Annotated in this window: 19 protein-coding genes; 7 read left to right on the forward strand and 12 right to left on the reverse strand. The window is 49.8% G+C overall.

Features of this window, described 5'->3' with window-relative positions; all coding sequences use genetic code 11:
• Positions 1 to 37: 37 nt before the first annotated feature.
• From I2I11_RS16415 to I2I11_RS16450, 8 genes are all read right to left on the reverse strand, one after another.
• On the reverse strand, positions 38 to 952 hold the full coding sequence (locus I2I11_RS16415; protein WP_196268830.1) for a Gfo/Idh/MocA family protein: 915 nt from the start codon (positions 950 to 952) through the stop codon (positions 38 to 40).
• An 89-nt stretch (positions 953 to 1,041) separates the two neighbouring features.
• Entirely contained in the window at positions 1,042 to 1,767 is a 726-nt protein-coding gene (gene pgl, locus I2I11_RS16420) for a 6-phosphogluconolactonase (protein WP_196268831.1), read from the reverse strand.
• A 10-nt stretch (positions 1,768 to 1,777) separates the two neighbouring features.
• Positions 1,778 to 3,301 carry a glucose-6-phosphate dehydrogenase gene (gene zwf, locus I2I11_RS16425; protein WP_230680365.1) on the reverse strand — a complete coding sequence of 508 codons (1,524 nt, stop codon included), beginning with the start codon at positions 3,299 to 3,301 and terminating at the stop codon, positions 1,778 to 1,780.
• A 58-nt stretch (positions 3,302 to 3,359) separates the two neighbouring features.
• Entirely contained in the window at positions 3,360 to 4,808 is a 1,449-nt protein-coding gene (gene gndA, locus I2I11_RS16430; protein WP_196268832.1) for an NADP-dependent phosphogluconate dehydrogenase, read from the reverse strand.
• A gap of 125 nt (positions 4,809 to 4,933) precedes the next feature.
• Positions 4,934 to 6,049: a transaldolase gene (gene tal, locus I2I11_RS16435; RefSeq protein WP_196268833.1), complete on the reverse strand. Its 1,116-nt coding sequence runs from the start codon at positions 6,047 to 6,049 to the stop codon at positions 4,934 to 4,936.
• Positions 6,050 to 6,062: 13 nt separating this feature from the next.
• On the reverse strand, positions 6,063 to 6,512 hold the full coding sequence (locus I2I11_RS16440) for an RpiB/LacA/LacB family sugar-phosphate isomerase (protein WP_196268834.1): 450 nt from the start codon (positions 6,510 to 6,512) through the stop codon (positions 6,063 to 6,065).
• Positions 6,513 to 6,680: 168 nt separating this feature from the next.
• Positions 6,681 to 8,684 (reverse strand): transketolase, encoded by a 2,004-nt coding sequence (gene tkt, locus I2I11_RS16445; protein ID WP_196268835.1) that lies wholly within the window; start codon positions 8,682 to 8,684, stop codon positions 6,681 to 6,683.
• Between the two features lie 52 nt (positions 8,685 to 8,736).
• Positions 8,737 to 9,447: an ROK family protein gene (locus I2I11_RS16450; protein ID WP_230680366.1), complete on the reverse strand. Its 711-nt coding sequence runs from the start codon at positions 9,445 to 9,447 to the stop codon at positions 8,737 to 8,739.
• A gap of 405 nt (positions 9,448 to 9,852) precedes the next feature.
• Here I2I11_RS16450 and I2I11_RS16455 point away from each other — a divergent pair, with 405 nt between their 5' ends.
• From I2I11_RS16455 to I2I11_RS16485, 7 genes are all read left to right on the forward strand, one after another.
• Entirely contained in the window at positions 9,853 to 10,995 is a 1,143-nt protein-coding gene (locus I2I11_RS16455) for a putative sensor domain DACNV-containing protein (RefSeq protein ID WP_196268837.1), read from the forward strand.
• A gap of 263 nt (positions 10,996 to 11,258) precedes the next feature.
• A complete protein-coding gene (locus I2I11_RS16460) occupies positions 11,259 to 11,963 on the forward strand; it encodes a DsbA family oxidoreductase (RefSeq protein ID WP_196268838.1) in 705 nt (234 codons plus the stop codon).
• Between the two features lie 208 nt (positions 11,964 to 12,171).
• Complete coding sequence (locus tag I2I11_RS16465; RefSeq protein ID WP_196268839.1) at positions 12,172 to 13,182, forward strand: LLM class flavin-dependent oxidoreductase; 1,011 nt, start codon at positions 12,172 to 12,174, stop codon at positions 13,180 to 13,182.
• A gap of 188 nt (positions 13,183 to 13,370) precedes the next feature.
• Positions 13,371 to 13,847, forward strand: coding sequence for a redoxin domain-containing protein (locus tag I2I11_RS16470; protein WP_230680367.1), 477 nt, complete (start codon positions 13,371 to 13,373; stop codon positions 13,845 to 13,847).
• Positions 13,848 to 13,850: 3 nt separating this feature from the next.
• On the forward strand, positions 13,851 to 14,375 hold the full coding sequence (locus I2I11_RS16475; RefSeq protein WP_196268840.1) for a DsbA family protein: 525 nt from the start codon (positions 13,851 to 13,853) through the stop codon (positions 14,373 to 14,375).
• Positions 14,376 to 14,641: 266 nt separating this feature from the next.
• Positions 14,642 to 16,156 (forward strand): M14 family metallopeptidase, encoded by a 1,515-nt coding sequence (locus I2I11_RS16480; RefSeq protein WP_230680368.1) that lies wholly within the window; start codon positions 14,642 to 14,644, stop codon positions 16,154 to 16,156.
• A 348-nt stretch (positions 16,157 to 16,504) separates the two neighbouring features.
• On the forward strand, positions 16,505 to 17,737 hold the full coding sequence (locus I2I11_RS16485) for a nucleoside recognition domain-containing protein (protein ID WP_196268841.1): 1,233 nt from the start codon (positions 16,505 to 16,507) through the stop codon (positions 17,735 to 17,737).
• Between the two features lie 85 nt (positions 17,738 to 17,822).
• On the opposite strand, the gene I2I11_RS16490 is transcribed toward I2I11_RS16485, so the two are convergent.
• The 4 genes from I2I11_RS16490 to ilvN all read right to left on the reverse strand — a co-directional run bounded on the left by I2I11_RS16490 (position 17,823) and on the right by ilvN (position 24,476).
• Positions 17,823 to 21,086: a S41 family peptidase gene (locus I2I11_RS16490; RefSeq protein ID WP_196268842.1), complete on the reverse strand. Its 3,264-nt coding sequence runs from the start codon at positions 21,084 to 21,086 to the stop codon at positions 17,823 to 17,825.
• 308 nt (positions 21,087 to 21,394) lie between these two features.
• The gene (gene ilvA / locus I2I11_RS16495) at positions 21,395 to 22,666 is read right to left on the reverse strand and encodes a threonine ammonia-lyase IlvA (RefSeq protein ID WP_196268843.1); all 1,272 of its coding nucleotides are present in this window, start codon (positions 22,664 to 22,666) and stop codon (positions 21,395 to 21,397) included.
• An 8-nt stretch (positions 22,667 to 22,674) separates the two neighbouring features.
• Positions 22,675 to 23,721 carry a ketol-acid reductoisomerase gene (gene ilvC, locus I2I11_RS16500; RefSeq protein WP_196268844.1) on the reverse strand — a complete coding sequence of 349 codons (1,047 nt, stop codon included), beginning with the start codon at positions 23,719 to 23,721 and terminating at the stop codon, positions 22,675 to 22,677.
• 146 nt (positions 23,722 to 23,867) lie between these two features.
• A complete protein-coding gene (gene ilvN, locus I2I11_RS16505; protein WP_196268845.1) occupies positions 23,868 to 24,476 on the reverse strand; it encodes an acetolactate synthase small subunit in 609 nt (202 codons plus the stop codon).
• Positions 24,477 to 24,488: the final 12 nt, after the last annotated feature.

A 24,488-nucleotide genomic window follows, 5' to 3' on the forward strand; every position in this document is an offset into this window, starting at 1 on the left:
TGCCTGATGCCGGAATACGGCGCTGGATAGTTGTGGTTCAGCCGGGAAGCGCAGTTAGCTTTTCTACAATACGTTCACAATATTCATGTGTCAGCAGGGCATCCTGGGCAGAAATCATCGGCGTACCCTGGCCGGCAACAGCTTCAAGGAAATCTGTGATCATCTGCTCAAAGCCCCGCTTGTGCAAAGTGGATTCCCAGTCGCTGCCAACAAGATGCGTGATTGTCCTGTCCTGCTGGATGACCAGATCAGCGACATTATAAGCCACGCGTTTTTCTCCGGCACTCATCACCTCCACTTTTTCTTCCGTATGCCCGCCGTCGCGGTTCATGATGCCGATAGCCATCTGTCCGGCAGGCGCCACAAACTGAATAACCACCTGGTAAAGCAAATCGCCCTCCTTACGGCCACTGACCAATAAATCTGCTATAGGGTATGGAAACAGAAAGCGCAGGGTATCCACCACGTGTACAAAATCATCTACAATAAAGCTTCTTAGTTCATCTGGCAGCGAGGTACGGTTTTTTTGCATGATAATCATACTGGGTTCCGGCACCTCTTTCAGCTTGCGGTAAACGGGTGCAAACCGGCGGTTAAAACCTACCACAAACAGCAAACCTTTTTGTGCGGCCAGGTCTACCAGGCGTTTAGACTGCTGGTAATACATGGTTATTGGCTTGTCCACGAACACGTGAATGTTATGTTGCAGCAAGGCCTCTACAATCTCAAAATGGGCATTGGTTGCAGCATGCACCATGGCGCCCTGTATGCCACTTTGCAGGAGCGATTCCAGGGAACTATGCAGGTAACTGAAGCGGTATTTTGCGCCTATATGTCGCAGCTTCTGTGCATCCCGCGAAAAGAGATGAAATTCAAATCCATCCCGGCTGTTCAGGACGGGCAGGTAAGCCTTTTGTGCAATGCCGCCCAAGCCGATAATGCCTATTTTCATACTTCAAATGCTAAGTAGAGAAATTATATTTATACTAGTGTATAAAAGAGCTTGCGCAGCATAATTTCTGCGCTATAATAGAAACAGGCTTATTTATTTATCAACAAGGCGGCAGCAGCTTCATCCAAAAACCAGTGCACGTTTCCGTATAATGGCTGAATAAGTTGGGCCGGGTAAGTTGCTGTGTTCTTGTCTGCTTCGAGCACCTGCTGCACCGCTGCAGCTTTTGTAGCGCCATAAACCAGAAAGGCTATGTCGCGGGCCAGGTTGATCAGTGGAGCGGTAAGAGTGATGCGGTAAACGTCTTTATCTTTCAGATAAACGGATTTAGCAGTAGCTTCCTGCTCCTGCAAAACAGTCGTGCCCGGAAACAGAGAAGCGGTATGTGCATCATCGCCCAAGCCGAGTAAAACCAGGTCGAACCGTGCCGGCTCCGTAGTAAAGTGTTCTTTTATACTTCGGGCATAAGCCGCAGCAGCTTCCTGCGGGCTAAGACTGGTATTTACCCGGTATACCTGCGCTTCCGGTATATTCAGCGGCTCAAACAAAGCTTTTTGTGCCATCAGCGCATTGTTGTCGGGGTCATCTGCCGGCACGTAGCGCTCATCGCCAAAAAAGAAGTATACTTTGCTCCAATCCACCTGATCGCGATAGTCCGCTGAAGCAAGTTTCTCATATAACTTTTTAGGAGAGCTGCCGCCCGACAGCGCTACCGAAAAAGTGCCATTATCGGAGATAGCCTTCCGGGCGCTTGCTATAAAAAAACCGGCTAAAGCCGTAAGTAATTCGTCTGTGTTCTTATAAATATGCTGCATCTGTCTAAAGCTATTTTTTGTTCTGAAGCGGCAGGGTTACCCAATGAAAGCCATCACGTGCTATCAGGGCCTCCGCTACTTCCGGACCCCACGAATCTGCCGAATAATTAGGAAAATTCAGGCTCTTTTTGGCGCCCCAGGCATGCAGAATAGGCATGAGCAAATCCCAGGCGGCTTCTACCTGATCGGCACGCATAAACAAGGTCTGATCTCCCACCATGGTGTCGAGCAACAGGGTTTCGTAAGCTTCCGGCGCCTCAAATGTATAGGTTCCTTTATAATCGAATACCATGTCTACAGTGTTCAGCACCATATCCAGGCCCGGCCGCTTCGCCTGTAATTGCATGCGGATGCTCATTTCCGGCTGTATGCTGATGATGAGCCTGTTCTGCTGCCAGGATTCTGTGGTTTCCGGCGGAAAAATAAAATGCGGCACATCCTTAAACTGTATGGTGATGGTAGAGGCCGTCTGGTGCATGCGCTTGCCGGTTCTGACATAGAACGGAACACCCTGCCAGCGCCAGTTGTCAACAAAAAACTTTACCGCTGCAAACGTTTCGGTGTTCGACTGCGGATCCACACCTTCTTCTTCGCGGTATCCCGGCACTTCTTTGCCTTCTATCCAGCCCCGGCTGTACTGGCCCCGCACGGCATTCATCCGCACCTCTTCAGCCATAAACCGGCGCATGGCGTGCAGCACGTCCACTTTGCGGTTGCGTACTTCATCAGCTCCAAAGTTGGTGGGCGGTTCCATTGCGATCAGGCAGAGCAACTGCAATATATGGTTCTGCACCATGTCGCGGAGCGCCCCAGCGCCTTCATAATAGCCGCCCCGATCGCCTACGCCTAACTGCTCGGTAACGGATATCTGCACATGCTCGATGTAGTTGCGGTTCCAGAGCGGCTCAAATAACGAATTTGCAAAACGGAAGGCCATGATGTTCTGCACCGTTTCTTTGCCCAGGTAATGATCAATGCGATAAATCTGCTTCTCTTCAAAAAGCTGCCCAAGCAGCTGGTTCAGGGCTTTTGCAGATTCCAGATCATGCCCGAAAGGTTTTTCTATTACAATCCGGACATTGTCGGGATTTTCTGAAAGACCTGCCTGTGCAATATTCTGGGCAATAACCGGGAAAAAGTTGGGCGAAACGGCCAGGTAGTAAATTACCTGCGGCTCCTGGTTCCATTCTGCCTGGTGCTTCTCAATTCTTGCGCCGAATTCCTGGTATGTTTCTGCTTTGTTCAGATCAGAAATCTGGTAGAAGATATGCTGCGAGAAACGCGCCCACTGCTCTTTTTCTGCTTTCCCTCTGCGCGAAAACTTATTTATGCCTTCCAGCAGGGTTTTTCTAAAATCCTCATCTGTGAGCTTTGTTCGGCCGGTGCCGATAATGGCAAACTCTTCAGGCAGACAATTTTCCAGAAACAGGTTATAGATGGCCGGGGCAAGCTTACGCCAGCTTAAATCGCCTGTTCCGCCAAAGATGATAAAAATAGTAGGCTGCGATTTTAAAGTCGATTTAATAGATTGCATTGGTTATATGTATGAGAGGAGCGGAAATAATTAAAGTATAATATTCTGATTTTCACCCTTAATCTACAGCATCAGGCAGCCATTCGGTGTGCAGGAATGTGCCTTCTTTGCCAATCAGTTCGTAAGTATGAGCGCCAAAATAATCGCGCTGTGCCTGTATCAGGTTAGATGGCATGTGCGCGTTACGGATGCTGTCGAAATAGCCGAGGCAGGCCGTAAAAGCAGGTATGGCAATGCCGGATGTAACTGCCGCTGCCACCACAGCCCGCATACCTGGCGCGGCTTCCTGCGCCAGCGCGCTCACCCGCTGGTCAAGCAGCAAATGCGCCAGGTCAGGTTTCTGCTGGTAAGCAGTATAAATGTCTTCCAGAAAAGCAGCCCGGATAATGCAGCCGCCCCGCCATATTTTTGCTATCTGATCGAGTTGTAGCTGGTAGTTGTAAGCCACGGACGCTTTAGCCAGCAAATGCATGCCTTGCGCATACGTTGTAATCATACTGAAATAAAAAGCCTGCTCCAGCTTCTGCAAAAAAGCATCCTGGCTTTCAGCTGCAAAGCCGGCCGGCAGCTTATTGCTATAGATCTCAGCTGCCTTTACCCGCAAAGCTTTATACTTCGACAGATCGCGCATCGACACGGCAATATCAATAGTCGGAACCGGCAGTTCCAGATCCATGGCTTCCTGTGAAGTCCATTTGCCTGTTCCCTTGGATCTGGCCACATCCAGCACATCATCTACCAAGTGATGGTCGGAGCCTTTTTCTTTATAGGTAAAGATATCACGCGTAATCTCCAGCAGGAAAGACTGCAGGCGGCCTTCGTTCCATTGCTTGAAAACCTGATTAATTGCTGCATTGTCCAGCTGTAGCCCTTTGCGCAGGATTTCGTATGTTTCGGCTATCAGCTGCATCAGGCCATACTCAATGCCGTTGTGCACCATCTTCACAAAATGACCAGCCGCACCCGGGCCGATGTAGGTAACACAGGGCTCGCCGTTTACTTTGGCGGCAACCGCTTCAAAGATAGGTCTTACTACTTCGTAAGCCGCCTTGTCGCCGCCCGGCATCATGCTCGGGCCGCGTCGGGCTCCTTCCTCGCCGCCGGAAATTCCCATTCCGAAAAAGTGCAATCCTTTGGCTTCCAGCGCTTCTGCCCGCTGCGTGGTATCTTTAAAGTATGAGTTGCCACCATCAATCAGGATATCTCCTTTGTCCAGCAGCGGCAACAGATCAGCAATTACGCTGTCTACAATCGGGCCGGCCGGCACCAGCATCATAATGGCCCGGGGAGTTTGCAGGCTTTGAACAAAATCGGGCAAAGAATCAAAGCCTTTGACAGCTACATGCCGGCCTTCCTGCTCCAGAATATCTATTTTTGAAATATCTTTATCATAACCGGCTACCCTGAAGCCATGATCAGCCATGTTGAGCAGTAAACTACGGCCCATTGTACCCAGGCCAATCATACCGAAAACATAACCGGTATTACTGTTTTGTGCGGAATCCATTTTTTATAGCTTATTTTAATACATGTATGCAATACAAGTTAATCCGGCTCTGCCGGGCATCGCGTTTCTGTGCTGATGCCATGCGGCAGCCGGCATTTTATACTTTAGGGATGCATGGAAAGGCATCAGGATTTTTCGGATGCAAGCGCCTTCTTCTTTTGCTGGGCAATGGCATCCAGCAACTTGTTATAAGGATCATTAAACTTTTCTATGCCTTCATCTTCCAGCTTTTGCGTAATGGCATCCAAATCGATACCTGCCTTTTTCAGCTGCGCCAGGGTGTCCGTAGCTTTGTCCAGGTTTTCTTCCAGACGGCTGGCCAACTGCCCGTGATCGCGGAAAGCTTCCAGCGTATCCATCGGAATGGTATTCACAGTGTTTGGCCCAATCAGCGCTTCCACATACTTGGTATCCCGGAAACTAGGATTCTTGCTGCTGGTGCTGGCCCATAGCAATCGCTGTGGTTTGGCTCCTTTGGCTTCCAGCTTTTTAAAGCGCTCGCTGCCGAATACCCTTTTATAAATCTCGTAGGCTTTTTTGGCAGAAGCAATTGCTACTTCGCCCTGCAATTGTTCGAGGCCTTTTTCTTTCAGAATAGGATCGATGAGCACATCAATGCGGCTCAGGAAAAAACTGGCAACAGAGGCAATATGACTGATAGGCTGATTGGCTTTCACCCGATCCTCCAGTCCCGCAATGTATGCTTCGGCTACTGCTTCGTAGCGTTCCAGACCGAAGAGCAGCGTTATGTTGATATTTATACCTTCGCTGATACATTGCCGGATAGCAGGCAAACCTTCTGCTGTGGCCGGTATTTTAATCATGACGTTTTCGCGATCCACGGCTTTCCATAGTTCCCTTGCCTGGCGGATAGTACCTTCTGTGTCACGGGCAAGCAGCGGCGATACTTCCAGGCTGATGTAACCATCCGCACCTCTCACTTCTTCCTCATAAACAGGTTTAAACAGATCTGCGGCACGCTGGATGTCGCTTATAGCCAGGCGGTAAAATACTTCTTCATTGCTCAGGTCCTCCTGACTCAGTTCTTTGATATCAGCATCATAATCCGAGCTGCTGCTGATGGCTTTGGCAAAAATAGCCGGATTGGAGGTAACCCCCCGCACGCCGTCTTCATCAATCAGCCGTTGCAACTCGCCTGAATCCATGATCTGGCGATCTATAAAATCAAGCCAGATACTCTGGCCAAGATCATGTATGCTTTTTACTTTGTTCTTTTCCATGTTTTATCGTGTTTTAATGTTTATGCTCTAATTGCTCTACTTTCTGTAATCTTCGCAGGTGCCGCTCTGCCCCCGTAAAACGGGCTTTCAGAAAAGCAAGAATCAGCTCTTCTGCTGCCATGTTGCCGGTTACGCGACCACCGAGACAAAGCAGGTTCATGTCATCGTCTTCCACGCCCTGGTGGGCTGAAAAATGGTCATGAATCAGGGCGGCACGCACGCCTGCCACTTTGTTTGCCACGATAGCGGCCCCTACCCCGCTGCCGCAAATAGCAATTCCCCGCTCGACTTCGTTACCGGCTACGGCTTTCGCCAGCGGCACCACAAAATCCGGGTAGTCATCCTTGTTGTTCTCGCTGTAAGCGCCAAAGTCAGTTACTTCGTGCCCCGCTTCGGTTAAGAAAGGATGAATGACTTGTTTTAAGGCGAAACCGCCATGATCAGCTGCGATACCTATTTTCATTTTTATACTTATACTTTAATTATCTGCAGGGCCTCTGCAATCTTCACTGCTTTTGTTTGTTCAAACAACAACCCAACAGGATTTTATACCTGTTTTTTCTGTGCAATACCATGGGCACCGATGGTTACTTTCATCAGACAAGCCCGTTGTACTTTAGCAGATCAGGGATCAGAACAACAGGGCTTTGGCCTGCTTCACCACATTGTCTACGGTGAAACCAAACTCCTCGAACAATTCTGCAGCCGGCGCCGACTCACCAAATGTAGTCATGCCAATAATGCTGCCTTCGTCGGTTACATACTTGTGCCAGCCCAAGGTAGATCCTGCTTCTACTGCCAGCCGCTTTTTCAGATTACCTGGAAATATCTTTTCCTTGTAAGCGGCATCCTGCTTCTCGAAAAGCTCCCAACTCGGCATGCTGATAACGCGGGCGGCAATTGAGGCTGCCTTCAGTTTTTCCTGCGCTGCCAGAACGAGGGATACTTCGGAACCGGTGCCAATCAAAAGCAATTGCGGGTCTGCGGCATCAGAAAGAATATACGCGCCGCGTTCAAGCCCGCTGGCGCTGGCATACTTCTCCTGATCAAGCACGGGCAGTTCCTGTCTGGATAGCACCAGGGCTACCGGGCCGTCAGCATGCTCCAGCGCCACGCGCCAGGCCTGTACGGTCTCGTTGGCATCTGCCGGCCGGATAACAATCAGGTTAGGTATGGCGCGCAAAGAAATAAGCTGCTCTATAGGCTGATGTGTGGTGCCGTCTTCGCCCAGCCCGATGCTGTCGTGGGTATAGATAAAGATGGGCTTGATTTTCATGATAGCTGCCAGGCGGATAGGCGGCCGCATGTAAGACGAAAATATCAGGAAAGTGGCGCCGAAAGGTATAAGACCCTCCGTCAGCGCCATGCCGTTCATTACAGCGCCCATGGCGTGCTCGCGTATGCCAAAATGGAAGTTACGGCCGCCGGGGGTATCCGCTGAAAAAGAATCATATCCTTTCAGCTCGGTACCTGTTGAAGGTGACAAATCCGCTGAACCACCCAGCAGGTTAGGCAGTTTACCGGCAATGGTGTTAAGCATTTTGCCGGAGGCTTTGCGCGTGGCTATCTCGCCTTCACCAGCCTTAAAAACCGGCAGGTTGTCTTTCCAGCCATCAGGTAATTTTCCGCTGCGAAGCAACTCATACTCAGCAGCCAGTTCCGGGTACTGCGCTTTATAAGCTTGGTACAACTCGTTCCATTCCTGTTCTTTGGCTACACCTTTCTTCCCGATGCTTCGGTAATATTCTAAAACTTCGTCTGGCACTACAAAAGACTTATCAGGATCGAAGCCGAGGTTTTCTTTCACCAGCCTGACTTCCTCTTTGCCGAGCGGTGATCCATGTGAACCCGCTGTATCCACTTTGTTGGGGCTGCCGTAGGCAATGTGGGTGCGTACCTTTATCAGGGATGGCCGCCCTGTTTCCTGCTTTGCCCTGTTAACAGCCTCCGTTAATGCTTCCAGATCGTTACCATCTTCCACTACCTGCACATGCCATTTGTAAGCATCAAATCGCTTGGCTACATCTTCGTCAAAAGCCAGTCCTGTGCTGCCTTCTATCGAAATGTGGTTATCATCATACAAATAAATGAGGTTACCCAGCCGCAAGTGCCCCGCCATCGAAGCAGCCTCGGCCGTAACACCCTCCATCATGTCGCCGTCGCTGCAGATGGCGTAGATGTTATAGTCGAAAAGGGTAAAACCGGGTTTGTTGTACCGGGCAGCCAGGTACCGCTGGGCAATGGCAAAACCGACACCGTTGGCAAAGCCCTGCCCCAGCGGGCCGGTTGTGATTTCGATGCCCGGCGTGATGCCATACTCGGGGTGCCCAGGTGTTTTGCTGTGCAGCTGCCGGAAATTCTTGAGATCATCCAGCGTGAGATCGTAACCCGCCAGGTATAAATAACAATATTGCAGCAGGCAGCCATGCCCGGCAGACAAAATAAAGCGGTCACGGTTGGCCCACTTCGGGTTGCGGGGATTGTAATTCATACTTTCCGACCAGAGCACATGGCCCATGGGCGCAGCGCCCATGGGCATACCCGGATGGCCGGAGTTTGCTTTTTGTACCGCATCGGCAGCCAGTACTCGCACGGTATCAATTCCTAACTGTTCAATAGATTGTGTTGTATTCATAGTTTTGGTAATGGGGCTTTATTATAATAACGGGTAAATGCGCAGGAGGATGCTAAACTGTAAATTCGTCCTGCCAGAGCCGGGCGCCTCCTTTGATGCCGTCGATGTTGGAAACGATGCTGATGTGCTCTCCAAGTTCAAAACTGAGTTTGCTGGAGTTGCCGCCGCTGATGTATAAATGGTCGTAGTTAAAAACCGTCTTCAGGATTTCCAGCACGCGTTCCATCCGGACATTCCACTTCTCCCTGCCAATTGTTTCCAGCGCTTTGTCTCCGATGTACTGGTCATAATCTTTTTTCTTGGTCACGGGATGATGCGCCAGTTCCAGGTGGGGCAACAGGTATCCGTCCAGCAACAACGCCGTGCCAAAGCCGGTACCCAGGGTAATGACGATCTCCAGTCCTTTGCCGCTAACCACGCCAAGGCCCTGTAAATCGGCATCGTTTACGACCCTCACAGGCGCCTGCAACACCTCTGTAAGCTTCTGCTGCAGGTCAAAGTCTTTCCATAACTCGTTGCCCAGGTTTGGCGCTGTTATGACGCAGCCCCCTTTTACATAGCCCGGAAACCCGACTGATACCTTGTTATACCCCGGAAAATCCTGAAGCAGGATTCTGATTGCTTCAATAACGCTTCCGGGCGAGGACGGTACCGGGGTGGCTATTCTTTTGTAATCTACCTGGAGCTGTCCTGCCTGGTTCAGGATGGTTGCTTTGATGTGAGATCCGCCAATGTCGATGGTTAATATTCTACTTTCGGCCATGCTATTTGTCATAGGTTTTTTACAGAATAATAGGTTTATCAATGCAATATAGGGATTAAAAGATTAGGTGCGATTGCTTAAGGCATTTTATGCTGTAAGTATACGGAGCAAAGCCAGCAATTAATCACGCTTATACTTCCATTGATAAAAGACAACAATTGGTACAGTAGCCGGCCGGCAAAGCAGATCCGGCAGAAAGCAATGCGTTCTGAAGCTATAATTTAGAAGAACAATTAATTTCATGCTAGAATATCTGAAATGTATGGTTTAATTTGTCGGGCAGCCAGCTCAGAGCAGAATATCTGGCAACGCAGTTATAAGCAGGCAGCAAACAGGCCCTGCTATTCATCATGTGCCTTTAGTTAAATGGCGGGCAATATTTTAAAGCGCAGTGAGATCAGAAATATGACTGATAAAGCAACGTACGAGGCAGCCCGGATGGTAGCTGCAACCACAGAAAAGCACTTTGCCCGCCATTTGGATGAGGCCCGGCAGCTCGGAGAAACAGATCTGGCTCCGGCCCCGCCTGCGCCTCTCATAGAAAAGATTATCGATACTGCTTTCTGGGCCAGCCTGCAGCGCGAGGAAGGGCAGCCGCCAAAAATATCGCTGGCTTTTTTCCCGCCCGAACAGGTAAGCCAGCCGCTCTTATTTGAGCAGCGGCTCCCGTTCAGCCCGGGCATTCTTACCAAATTGGCGCCGGGTGTTGAGCGTGCCGGCATACATGTAGGCGTGTGGCATGATGCAGGTAAGCTGTATATATGGGGTACTACACGCATTATACCCAAACTATGCTTTGTTGTTGATGTTTCCGAACCCGGATTGCTCGTAATCAAGCACCGGCGCATTGGTGGGTTTGGAAAGTTTGCCAACGTAGCTGTGCTCAAAGGCGACCAGGTGAAAGTGGTGGACGAACAGAGTGCCAGCCTGCCCGACTGCCCCGCGCTCCTTACAACGCTACTTGGCTTTGCTTCGCCCGTATTCTGGGGAGACCCTACAAATGTGCTTGTGCAACTGGCAGTATCAATGCGTACCCATGGCCGCGGCGGCTCTCTGCTGATGGTGCCCGCTGGCACACAGGTATGGCGCCGATCAATCATACAACCTGTCAAGTATGCCATTTCGCCTGCTTTCTGCGGATTGGCGGATCTGATGCGGCAAAGCGAGCACGAACGGGGCCACAGCGCATGGCCGGCCGCTTTGCAGGGAGCCATAGACGGGCTGGCCGGTCTGACTGCAGTAGACGGCGCAACGGTGATCAATGATGCCTATGAACTGCTTGCTTTTGGCGCTAAAATAGGCCGCCCCGAAGGAAATGCGCCGGTAGAGAAGATGGTGGTAACTGAGCCAATAGAAGGCAACGAGGCTGTCATCATTCATCCTGCGCAAAGCGGTGGCACCAGGCACCTCTCTGCGGCGCAGTTCGTGCATGATCAGCGGGATGCGATTGCCCTGGTAGCCTCACAGGACGGCAACTTCACGATCTTTATGTGGTCGGTATGCGAAAATATGGTACACGCGCACCGCGTCGGCGCCTTGTTGCTGTAGCAGTATTTTAAATCCGGCTCCGTCAACGGCTATCCGCCTTTCAGCATAACTCCTCCAAACGCATGTAGCAGCTCCCATCAGCAACAAGGACGAAGTGTATTGAAACAACAAGGACGAAGTGTATTGAAACAATATGAGGCTTTACCTGTTAAACAACTTATAGCAGGCTGGTAAATCTGCCTGAATGGCAACATTGTTTCGAGGAACAACAACCATCCCGCGCCTGCTTATAAATATATGCCGCGAATTAAAAACAGATAAGCATGACCAAGCAAAGTATAAAAATAGATATCGTATCTGATGTAAACTGCCCCTGGTGCTATGTGGGCGATCAGCGCCTGAAAAAAGCCATCTCGGCGACCGATGACAAGTATGATTTTGAAATAAGTTTTAAGCCTTATGAGCTCAACCCTAACGTTCCGCAAACAGGCCAGGACAGAACCGATTACTTCACCAAAAATTATGGGCCGCAGTTTCTGTCCCAGATAAAGGCGATGAACGAGCGCCTGACTGAAGCTGGCAAGGCAGATGGTATAGATTTCAACTTTGATAAGCTGGATACGGTGAACAATACATTCAACGCGCATAGGCTCATTTGGCTGGCAGGCAAATGCGGCGTGCAGGCCCGCGTAGCCGAAGCCCTTTTCTACAGCTATTTTACTGAAGCGCTGAACATGAACGACACGCAGCTGCTGGCAGAAATCGGGACAGCCAATGGTATTCCGGCGGAGCGGCTGGAGGGCTTTTTTGATAGCGAAGAAGGTAAAACCGAAGTGCGTGAGATGGAGCAGTGGGCACAGTCGGCTGGTATTACGGGCGTACCCGCTTTCATCATCAACGACAAGTACCTGGTAAGCGGTGCACAGCCGGCTGAAACGTTTACACAAGTGTTTTCGCAGGTTGCGCCTGTTCTGGAAGAAATAAGCCTTTCAGGCGAGAGCTGTGGCATCGACGGCAACTGCCAGTAAAAAAGCTTTTGCAGATATAAAAACATAATTTTAAAATAACAGGCATGATGGCCTCAGCAAGTGTTTTATACTTATGAGGTCATCATGCCTGCTTTATATACATCAGCCTTAAGCAAGCGTCAGCTTTTGTACGTTGCTTAAGCGCCGAGCCATTTAAGTACCGCCATGGCATTAACGGGCTGTATTTAAACTGAAATACAACAACATTATGAGCAGCAAAAAACTTTCTGATATACCCTTCTCAATACTTGATCTGGTTCCTATCCTGTCAGACAAAACACCGGCCGACGCTTTCCGGAATAGCCTGGATCTTGCCCGTAACGCGGAACGCCTCGGCTTTAAACGCTACTGGATGGCAGAACACCACAACATGGCGGGCATTGCCAGTTCGGCCACCTCTGTGCTGATTGGCTACATTGCAGGCGGCACTGCTACCATCAGGGTTGGTTCGGGTGGAATTATGCTGCCGAATCATGCCCCGCTTGTGATAGCAGAGCAATTCGGCACACTGGAATCGCTGTACCCGGGCAGGATTGATCTGGGCCTGGGCCGCGCACCCGGCACCGATCAGCTCACAGCCAGAGCCCTGCGGCGCGATTTGAGAGGAGCCGTGGACGACTTTCCGCAGAATGTGGAAGAAATCAGAAGCTATTTTGCCCCGGCAGATCCGGCTGCGCATGTACGTGCCGTGCCTGGCGAAGGGCTGGAAATTCCGATATGGATACTTGGCTCCAGCACCTACGGCGCGCAACTGGCGGCTATACTTGGCATGCCTTATGCTTTCGCCAGCCATTTCGCCCCGGCCAGCCTGCATGCTGCGCTCAAAGTATACCGCGATAATTTCAGGCCGTCTGTCAGCCTGAAAGAGCCCTATGCCATGGCTTGCGTAAATGTAGTTGCCGCAGACACAGATGCAGCAGCCATCCGTTTATCCACTACACTTTATACTTCTTTCCTGAACGTAATCAGAGGCACGGCAAAACCGCTGCAGCCGCCGGTTGCAAGTATGGACGACCTGTGGGATGGCTCAGAGAGGTATGCAGTGCACCAGATGCTCCGGTATTCGTTTATCGGCGGGCCCGGCACCGTGAAAGAAGAACTGCAGGCTTTTGCAAATGAAACGCAGGTAGATGAAATAATGGTTGCTTCCTCTGTTTTTGATCATACGGCCAGGGTACATTCTTATGAGATTCTTGCTGAACTGGGTAAACAGGTATAAACCTATTCCTTATCTGTTGCCTAATCTTTTAAATTGGCCGTCCTTTTTCATACTAACAGCCTGGCCGCGCCAAAACAGCTATATGCTTTGCTTTGTTAAAGCACACGTCAGTGCCGCCCGTATATTAAGCAACCAAATGGGGATGCTTGCGGTACACTTCTAAACTACATCTTAAAAAAACAACCTATATGCTGCTGGAAAAAGGTACTGCTGCTCCTGATTTTGAATTAAACGCCACCCCTGATCAGAAGCTGAAATTAAGCGAATTAAAAGGAAAGCGCGTTGTTCTGGTTTTTTATCCGGCTGACTGGAGCCCCGTTTGTGGCGACCAGATAGCCCTGTACAACGAAATGCTGAAGTTCTTCCAGAAATACAACGCCCAGATAATCGGCATTTCTGTCGACAGCAAATGGTGCCATATGGCATTTGCAGATAACAGAAACATCCATTTCCCGCTGCTGGCCGACTTTGAGCCTAAAGGTGAAGTATCGAAATTATATGGCGCTTATAATGAGGAAAATGGCAACAGCCGGCGCGCGCTCTTTGTTATAGATGAGGCGGGCATTATCCGGTGGAGTTATCTCTCTCCTGATGGCATCAACCCGGGTGCAGACGGCATACTGGAGGCGCTGGAGGAACTGGAAAATAATAAGGACAAAAAATAAACCATGGCAAACTTAAAACCACCGGTAAACGAACATGATCACTACACCGGCAACACGAATGCAAGTATAACTTTAGTTGAATATGGGGATTACGAATGTTCGCATTGTGCGCACGCCCATCCCCTGCTGAAACAATTACTTGAAGAAAAAGGCGATGATTTTGAATTCGTTTTCAGAAATTTTCCCCTGAACGAAGTGCATCCCTTGGCTATGTTGTCGGCACTGGCAGCTGAGGCGGCCGGAAAACAGCACAAGTTCTGGGAAATGCATGATATGATATACGAAAATCAGGCCCAATTAAACCGCGACAGCTTTGTTGATTTTGCAGAGGCTTTAAGTTTAAACTTGGAAAAGTTTGCCGCTGACTTACAAAGCGAGGCCACAACCTCCAAAGTAGAAAATGATTTTGAGAGCGGCATCCGCAGCGGTGTTAATGGCACGCCTTCTTTCTTTATCAACGGCCGGAAATTAAACAGTTACGATGGCACCTACGAATCCCTGAAAAACGCCTTAACCCAGCAGGAATAGGTTTTGTTGCCTGAGGCGGTAACCTCTGCCGGAGCTGCAGCCTGTTCAGAGAGGCCTGGAAGGAGCCCCAGTTGCATTGATTCAAAAATATAAAAGGCCTGCAAAACAGATATTTGCAGGCCTTTTTAGTTTCTTTCGTTTTTATACTTAAAATTGCAGGTTTATACCTACCACGGGAACATAAACACATTTATTTTGCCGCCGCATCGTTGTATAATACCCGCTTGTTTGTGATGAAATAAATGCTGCTTAATACCGTGAACCCGATGCGAAAACTTCTTATCCTCATACCCATTACGTGCATGACCTTTCTTCAGACGCAGTGCAGGCAACAGTCTGGCACAACCGGTAAACCTGCTACACCCGCTACAACAGAAGTAGCGCAGCAGGCCTTTGATCAGTACGCAGTTTACAAAGAGCCTGCCCTCAGCAACAGGCGGTTTAAACACGAAACAATTGTTCCGCTTATAAAGCAGCTCCGCCAGAACCCTTTGTTTGAGGTGAATGAAGCAGGACAGTCGGTAGAAGATCGTGCGATTTATGTGGTGAAAGCCGGTACCGGAAAAACAAAGGTGATGCTTTGGTCGCAGATGCACGGCGATGAATCTACCGCTACCATGGCCCTGTTCGACCTTTTTAATTTCCTGCAGCAATCCGACCAACTCGATTCCATCCGGCAGCAGATATTGCAAAATACAACTCTCTACATGGTGCCCATGCTGAACCCCGACGGGGCTGCCCGGTTTCAGCGCCGCAATGCCCTGGAAATTGACCTGAACCGGGATGCCCTGCGCCTGCAAAGCCCGGAAGCCCGCCTGCTCAAGCAGCTGCGCGACAGCTTGAACCCGGAATTCGGATTTAACCTGCACGACCAGAGCCGCTATTATACGGTAGGCGCTACTTCCAGGCCGGCTACTATTTCTTTTCTGGCGCCCGCTTTCGATTACGCCCAAACAGTAGATACTGTGCGCAGCCGGGCAATGCGCGCCATTGTAGGGATGAATGAGGCTTTGCAGCAGTTGGCACCGGGGCATGTAGCCAAATATTCAGATGAGCATGAGCCGCGCGCTTTCGGCGATAATATCCAGAAATGGGGCACCAGCGTTATCCTGATAGAATCCGGGGGGTATAAGAATGACCCGGAGAAACAATATATCCGCCAGCTTAATTTCGCCTCCATCGTATCTGCCCTGTACATGATTGCCAGGGAAGACTACACAGCCTATAAACTGAACGACTACTACCACATACCCCAGAATGAGCGTAACCTATACGACCTGGTGCTGCGGAAGGTGCATTACCAGGAAGATGGCCGCCATACGCTCCTGGATGTGGGCATTATGCGCGATGAAATAAATGCACCTGAAGCGCCGGATGGTTTTTACTACCGTGGCAGCGTGCAGGAAATAGGTGACATGAGCGTTTTTTACGGCTATGAAGAAATCAATGGCGAGGGCCTGATACTAGAGCCGGGCAAAGTATACGAGAAGCCATTTGCAAGTATAAAGGCCCTTACACATGGACGTGCCCTGCAATTGCTGGCAGACGGCTATACGACCGTGCGCGTAGAAAAGCTTCCGGCCAGCAAACAAAATCGCTCAGGATTGCCATTGAACGTCATTGGCAGGTCTGCAAAGGTTAATCATACCCTGCGCATGAGCGGCGGCGCTAACTTCGTCCTGAGAGATGCAAACGGGCAGGTGCGGTACGCCATTGTGAACGGTTCTGTTTATGATCTGAAGAACGACAACCCTGCGCTCATTCATGGCATCATACTTTAGCAGGCAAGCATCATTTTTAGTTTTCCGGCAGTACAGTTTAAAGCAGATACAGTTAAATTAATCTTCTCTTTGTCATCCTGGCAGGATCTTGTAAGCAAGTTGCAAAAGCTTATCTATACATCATTAAAGGCTTAACGCCCTGCTGCCAAGTTCTTTTCAGGATGACAAAAAGTATAAACTTGATGCTGGATCTATACTTATACTTAAAACAGCAGCGTCATACTTTCTGCCTGTAAATGCTAATGTAGCAAACGCCTTTAATAATCCTCAGAAACCACTGATTGCACTTGTTTTTTAAGATGGTTTTGTAACTTACAGGCTCATCCTTACTAACCCGACCTTTGCTGCATGGTTTTAAATTATCTGTGGGTAGCTTTTTTTCTTATTGCCTTTTGTATTGCCCTGTTCCGCCTCATTGTTTTTCATGATATTGAGATCTTTCAGAAGCTTGTTGCCAGCACATTCGACAATGCCAAGCTGGGCTTTGAAATCTCGCTCGGCCTGACGGGTGTGATGACGCTTTGGCTGGGTTTAATGAAAGTGGGAGAGCGCGGCGGCATCATTGCTGTTTTTGCCAGGCTGGTAGGTCCTTTCTTTAATCGTCTGTTCCCAGAGATACCCAAAAATCATCCGGTTTTCGGGTCTATTCTCATGAATTTTTCGGCCAACATGCTGGGCCTGGACAATGCAGCTACCCCCCTGGGCCTGAAAGCCATGAAAGAGATGCAGGAACTCAATCCTGATAAAGACACCGCTTCCAATGCGCAGATCATGTTCCTGGTGCTCAACACCTCCGGCCTCACGATTATCCCCATCAGCATCATGGTGTTCCGGGCGCAGCTGGGCGCCGCCGATCCTTCAGATATTTTTATACCTATCCTGCTGGCCACTTTTTTCTCTACCATATCGGGGCTGATAGCGGTTTCGCTTTACCAGCGCATTAACCTCTTCAACCCCGTTATCATGGCCTATCTGGGCACGCTGGTGCTGCTGATTGCCGCCCTTATTTACTATTTCAGCACCATCAGCCAGGAGCAGATAAGCACGATTTCTTCTGTTGCCAGCAATGTTATTCTTTTCGGTATCATCATCTCCTTTATCGGGCTGGCTGTGATCAGGAAGGTGAATGTGTATGAGGCTTTTATTGAAGGAGCTAAAGAAGGGTTTTCGGTAGCCATCACCATTATTCCATACCTCGTAGCCATACTTGTGGCCATTGGTGTGTTCCGGGAGTCGGGCGCCCTGGGCTTGCTGGTAGATGGTTTGGGCTACATTTTTGGCGTGCTGGGGCTGAATACGGATTTTGTACCTGCCCTGCCGGTTGCTTTTATGAAACCTCTGAGCGGCAGTGGTGCCCGCGGCATGATGGTAGAAGCCATGACCACCTATGGCGTAGATTCCTTTGTAGGACGGCTGGCATCAACCATTCAGGGCTCCACAGAAACCACTTTTTACATTCTGGCCGTTTATTTTGGCTCTGTTGGCATCCGTAATACCAGGTATGCGCTTATCTGCGGCCTGATAGCAGATCTGGCAGGTATTGTTGCTGCCATTCTGATAGCCTATCTTTTCTTCCATTGAAAGCAGCCGTTGACAAGTATAAAAACAAGAAGCCCCGCCTGATGACGGGGCTTCTTGTTTTTATACTTGTCGGAATATAGCTTAACTACTTTTTAGGCAGCTCCTTTAAAAGCACTTCCACGGCTTTCTCCAGTTGCTGGTCGCGGCCCTGCGCCACCAGGGCCGGATCGTTGGCTATTAAATAATCAGGCTCCAGCTGGTTATTCTCCAGGAACTTACCACCGGCACTGGTGCGGTAACCTATCTGCGGAATTCCGAAGACCATGGTTGGATCAATGAGCGTTTCCCACCATACAAAGCTGCCGGTACCAGCTACAGGCATGCCCACCGTTTTACCGATGCCGAGCTCTTTATAAAGCGTCGGGAAGATATGCGCGTCCGAGTAGTTGCTCTCGTTCATCACAACAATAGAAGGCCGGTTCCACTTATTGCGCGGCTCGTCGCTGAGATTCTGTCCGCGCGGAACAAACTCGGCGTATTGCTTGCTGTTCAGGAACGTTATTAGGTCGTCGTGCAGGTTGCCGCCGCCATTTGAGCGCGTATCTACCACCAGGGCTTCTTTGCCACCACTTTTACCCAGCGCCTCTTCGTACACGGTACGGTAGCTGGCATCATTCATGCCCCGCACGTGCACATACCCGATGCGGCCGCCGGACAGGCGCTCCACTTCTTTGCGGCGGTTGTCTACCCAGCGCTGGTACAGCAGTTCATTCAGTTCGCTGGTGGTAATTGGCTTAACGGTTTCATCCCACCGCTTGCCTGTCTTTTCATCGTACAGCGATACCAGCGTATACTTATCCGCCTTGCGGTTCATGATCTGATCAAAATTGGTGTTGTCGCCTATCATCAACCCATCAATTTTCTCTACTATCGTACCCGGTTTCACTTTAGAACTGGCGCGATCAAAGGGGCTCATGTTGATGACCTCTTCCACTTTTAGGCCGGGCCCGGTAAATTGTTCGTCGTAGAACAAGCCCAGCGAGGCTGTTGCATCTGCGTTGGGTTGTTTGGGGCTGTAACGGCCGCCTGTATGCGATGCATTCAGTTCGCCCAGGAGCTCGCTCAGTAAATCAGAAAAATCGTAGTTGTTGGCGATGTATGGCAAAAACTGGCTGTAATTATCCGTATAGGATTTCCAGTCAACACCATGCAAATCTGTTACATAAAATTTCTCCTTCATTTCACGCACCACATGATCATACATATAAGCGCGCTCGGCTGCGGCCTGCAGGTTCATCTCGCCATCCACTTTTATATTTTCCTGCTTGCCGCTCTCCGCATCCAGCTTTACAATGCGGCCTTCTGCCAGTATAAATAAAAACTTGCCATCCTGCGACATCACCATGTCGCCGCCGCGCGTTCCTAATTTGGTCAGCAGTTTGGTTTCATTGTCGCGCAGGTTGGTTACCCACAAATCGTAACCTTTTTCAAAGCGGCTCAGGTAAAAAAGCTTATCGCCTTTCGGAGAAACCACCGCATCCGATAAGTCAGAAGAATTTACCGTCAGGCGCACCTTTCTATCGGGCAGGTCTTCCAGCTCAATTGCCATTTCCGGCGGGGTTACTGTTTCAGGCTTTTTGTCTTTCTTGTTCTTTGATTTCGATTCCCCGGCCGCTGCTGCCAGCGCATCAGCTTCCCGCTTTTCTATGTCTTCCAGCAGCGTAAAGTCTTCTTTGTTCAGCTTAAAGCGGTCGAAGGCCTCCTGCGTGGTGAAAAGGGCGTACACATCATCCTGTCCCGAGTTGTTGCCGTTTCCTTTCAGGCCATCGCGGTTCGAGAAGTAGGTGATCATTTTGCCGCCCATCATCCATTGTGGCTGCGACTCATCATACCCGCTCAGCGTCAGGTTCATCACTTTGCCCTTGCCGCTGGCAGACACCAGCCCGACTTCATCTATCCACTGCTTCGGCGGGTTGAACTGTACCAAAAACCATTTGCCATCAGGTGACCATGTATAATACTGATCTCCGTCTGAATAAGAATAATTGTTATTGTCGGCCATGATGGTGCGCACCTGCTTTGAGGCTTTGTTCACCACTTTCAGTACCACACGATCCTGCAGATAAGCCACCTCTTTGCCGTCAGGCGAGTAAGCCGGCTGAAATTCCTCTGCGCCGGTTGCTATAACGGGCTGTTCCCTGAGCAAGGTAGCGGCATAAAAGTATGGCTCCGAGTTGCGCGCAATGCTGGTTTCATAGATATTCCAGCTGCCGTCGCGCTCTCCGGCATACAGGATTTTACGACCATCGGGGCTGAAGCTGACAGAGCGCTCCTGCTCCGGCGTGTTGGTAATGCGCTTGGTAATGCCGCCTTCTACAGAAGAAACAAACACTTCGCCACGATTCACAAATACCACTTCCTTGCCATTCGGCGACACTTCCATTTCCGTCATGCCACCAGAAACAGGAATTATCTGATCCGGGTTAGAGCGAATATCGGTGTAAAGCTCAACAGCTAATTTCTGCGGCTGTGCATCCGGCTTTAAAGTATATATTTCGCCGTTGTAGGTAAAGGTGAGCACACCGTTGCGGGAACTGCTCAGGTTGCGCACCGGGTGCTTGGTGAAATTAGTTATGGCTACACTTTCTTTCGGGTTCTGCAGGTTCATCCTGCGGATATTAAAAGTTTCGTTGGGCTGCTCGCTCAGGTAATAGACCTCCTGTTCGCCCGGGCCAAACACAGGATTACGATCTTCGCCGGCATTGGCGGTGAGTTTGGTGTGCTGCTTTGTTTTGGCATTGTAAACCCACAAATCGCGTGCTACGGAAGATACATGATGCTTGCGGAAAGCATTTTCGTAACCTTTACGGTCCTGGTACACTAGCAGGTCGCCGGACGTATTGTAGCGGGCAGCCTCGGCGGGCGTGGTAAGCACCATCGTGTTTTTGCCGCCTGTTACGGGCACACTATACAGTTCCGGAAACGTTCCGGAAGGAAACATGGCATTGGAAGCAGCATCCAGGCGGGCAGCCGTAAAAATTACTTTGCTGTTATCTGCCGAGAAGTCTGAAGGCAAATCGCTGCTGGAGTTGAAAGTCAGGCGCTTAGCCTCACCGCCCGTAGCCGGCATTACGAATACATCAAAGTTGCCATACCTATCTGAGGCAAAGGCTATTTGCTTCCCATCTTTCGACCAGACAGGCATGTATTCGTAACCTTCGTGCATGGTAAGCGGCGTAGCGGCCCCTCCTGCGGCAGGTATGCGGTACAAATCGCCTTTAAAGCTGAAGACGATCGTCTGCCCGTCAGGAGAAATAGCCGGGGTGACCAGCCATTTCGGCGTTTCGGCCTGCGCCACTAGGCTGCCTGCACAGCAGAAGGCCAGCAAGGCCCATAACTTCTTTTTCATAAAGAATAAATTGGATTAGTATAGAACCCTAAATATAATAAACAGACAAATAGGTTCAAAAACACGCAGTTACCTTATACTTCCACTAGGCCGTACCTCCTGTGTTATACCTGCAGATTTGATTTAAAAGCTTTGAAGCTCCTGTAATTCCGCTTTAACCATTGTTACCAGTTTTGCAGTCTTAAAAAGCAGAAGTCAGTTTAAAGTATAAAATCAGTTCTACCCGATCTTATACTTTAAGCTGACTTTTGTTTTATACTTCTTTAGTGGCCCGGCTATACTTGTATGCAGCAAGGCGCAGGTATGATTTACACGAACAAGTTCAGAAAATCACTCTTGCCATTTAAATACTCATAGGCAAATCCCTCCTCGGTCATTCTGCGCTTGATGACTTCTGCATTCTGGGGCTCCTTTACTTCTATACCTATAAATACAGGGCCTTTTTCTTTGTTATTTTTCTTGATGTACTGAAAATGGATGATATCATCGTCCGGATGAAGTACCAGGTTAACGAAGGTCCGTAGGGCGCCCGGGTTCTGGTTGAAAGTAACCATAAAGTAATGCTTGAGCCCCTGGTGCTGCATGGCGCGCTCCTTGATGTCCTCCATGCGCGTGATGTCGTTGTTGCTGCCGCTGATAACGCATACTACGTTTTTGCCCTTTATCTCTTCTGCATAGGATTTAAGAACAGATACCGACAGCGTGCCGGCCGGTTCCAGCACCACGCCTTCCTCGTTATACATCTTCAGGATGTCCTCGCATACCTGTCCTTCCGGAACCAATACTATATCATCGAGCAGTTCGCGGCAGATCTCAAACGTTAGCTCACCCGGGCATTTTACGGCCGCACCATCCACAAAACTGTCAATTGTGTCCAGTGCAATGCGTTTTTGCGCTTTCAGCGAGTTATACATAGACGGCGCGCCTGCAGGCTGCACGCCAATTAACTTCGTATGCGGGCTCAGCTGCTTAAATACGCTGGATACCCCCGAAGCCAGTCCGCCGCCGCCGATGGGCATGAAAAGGTAATCAATGGAGAAGTTAGCAGACTTTAGTATTTCCAGCCCTACCGTCGCCTGGCCTTCTACTACAGCCAGGTCATCGAAAGGCGGTATAAAGGTACTGCCCCGCTCATCCGAAAACGCCTTGGCTGCATTAAAGGTGTCATCGTAGGTTTTGCCGGTCAGCACTACTTCCACCATGTCCTTGCCGAACAGGTGCACTTTGTTTACTTTTTGCGCCGGTGTATTGGATGGCATAAAGATATAGCCTTTCAGGCCCAGCAACTGGCAGGCGTAAGCTACGCCCTGGGCATGGTTCCCGGCGCTGGAGCATACGATTTCCCGTCCTCCTTCCAGCCGTGGCAGCGTACACATTTTATTGTACGCACCCCTGATCTTGTAAGAGCGCACCACCTGCAGATCCTCACGCTTCAGGTATACCTGGGCGTCGTAGCGTTGCGAGAGCCAGTGGTTTTGCAGCAGCGGCGTTTTGTTGATGACGCCTTTGAGGTTCCTGGCCGCCTGCTCTACTTTCTCCAGAGAAACGACTGTACCTGAGTCGACTATATCTTTATCCATACTGTTTATTATTTTGCTACAGAGCGCAGTTTACGCACAGTAGCGCCTGTTTGCCACAATTCTGATTCGCGCAGTTCTTTCAGTTCTGCTTCCAATTCTTTTCTATACCCCGGCGTTGAGCCACGCTGAATGGTACGTTCTGCTTCTTTGCCAGAGGCCACGCTGTCGTACAGTTCTTCCAATACCGGCACGGTCGCGTCTTTAAATCTGCCTTTCCAATCCAAAGCGCCACGCTGCGCAGTTACGGAGCAGTTGGAGAACATCCAGTCCATGCCATTTTCGGCCACCAGCGGCACCAGGCTTTGGGTCAGTTCTTCCACAGTCTCGTTAAATGCTTCTGAGGGCGAATGGCCGCGCTCGCGCAATACCTGGTACTGCGCTTCGATTATGCCTGCCAGGGCGCCCATCAGCACACCACGTTCGCCTGTTAAATCGCTGTATACTTCTTTTTTAAAGTCAGTTTCGAACAGGTAACCGGAACCTACGCCTATACCCATCGCGATAGCTTTTTCATAAGCATGACCGGTAGCATCCTGGTACACGGCGAAAGAGGAGTTCAGTCCGCCACCGCTCACAAACAAACGGCGAAGGCTGGTACCGCTTCCTTTGGGAGCAACCAGAATCACGTCTACATCAGCAGGCGGCACAATGCTGGTATGCTCTTTAAAAGTAATGCCAAACCCGTGTGAAAAGTATAGTGTTTTACCAGCCGTCAGCCTTTCTTTGATAGTTGGCCACAAGGCAATCTGCCCGGCATCCGACAACAGGTTAGCGATGATAGTACCGCGCTCTGCCGCTTCCTCAATCGAAAACAATGTTTCGCCCTCTACCCAGCCATCCTGCAAAGCTCTGTCCCAGGAAGGAGAATCCTTGCGCTGGCCTACGATTACGTTAAAGCCGTTGTCGCGCATGTTAAGAGCCTGGCCGGGCCCCTGTACGCCGTAGCCAATCACCGCAATAACTTCGTCTTTCAGCATTTCCTGTGCCTTAGAAAGCGGAAATTCGTCGCGTGTGATAACTGTTTCGTCTACTCCTCCAAAATTGATAGTTGCCATTTTATTTAGCTGATTTAAGTTAATTGATTTTTAATTTTTGATAAATAAATAATAGGATGGTAAAGTATGTATGCTTTAAGTCTTTAATAATTTGCTACACTTAATTTGTCAAATTATCCCTTGTCTAAATGCCTCTTCCCATCTCGTTACATTGTGAAAACATTGTCGCGGCTGTTGAGGAATTCATTTTCAACGACCTCCTCGCCTGGTTCCGCCCGTTCAAACTCGCGCAGTTTCCGGTTAAAGCCTTCGCTGTCTTTGATGATGGCAATCCGGGCACTGCGCACAAACTCAATCAGGCCGTAAGGCTGTAGTACTTTGATCAGGTTGTCGGTTTCTTCACGGTGACCGGTTGTCTCAAATACCGTATAGTCTTTCCGGATTACCACGGCGCGCGCACCGTTCTCCCGCAGCAAACGCTCTACCAAGGCTTTTTCTGCAATCACATCTGTAGGCACTTTATACAGCGCCATCTCCTGCCAGATTACATCCTGGTTGGTATTGTAGTAAGCCTTGAGTACTTCTACCTGCTTCTCGATTTGCTTCACAAGCTTGCGAACCACTTCTTCGGATTCATGAATCACAATATTAAAACGGTGAATCCCCTCAATTTCTGATGGCGAGGTGTTCAGGCTTTCGATGTTCATTTTCCTTCTGGAGAAAATGGTGGCGATGCGGTTCAGCAGGCCCACGTGATTCTCTGTATAAACCGTAATGTTATACTCCTGCCTGTCGATTTGCTGTGGATTGCTCATACTTTATACTTC

The organism is Pontibacter rufus (assembly GCF_015694705.1).
GTDB lineage: Bacteria > Bacteroidota > Bacteroidia > Cytophagales > Hymenobacteraceae > Pontibacter > Pontibacter rufus.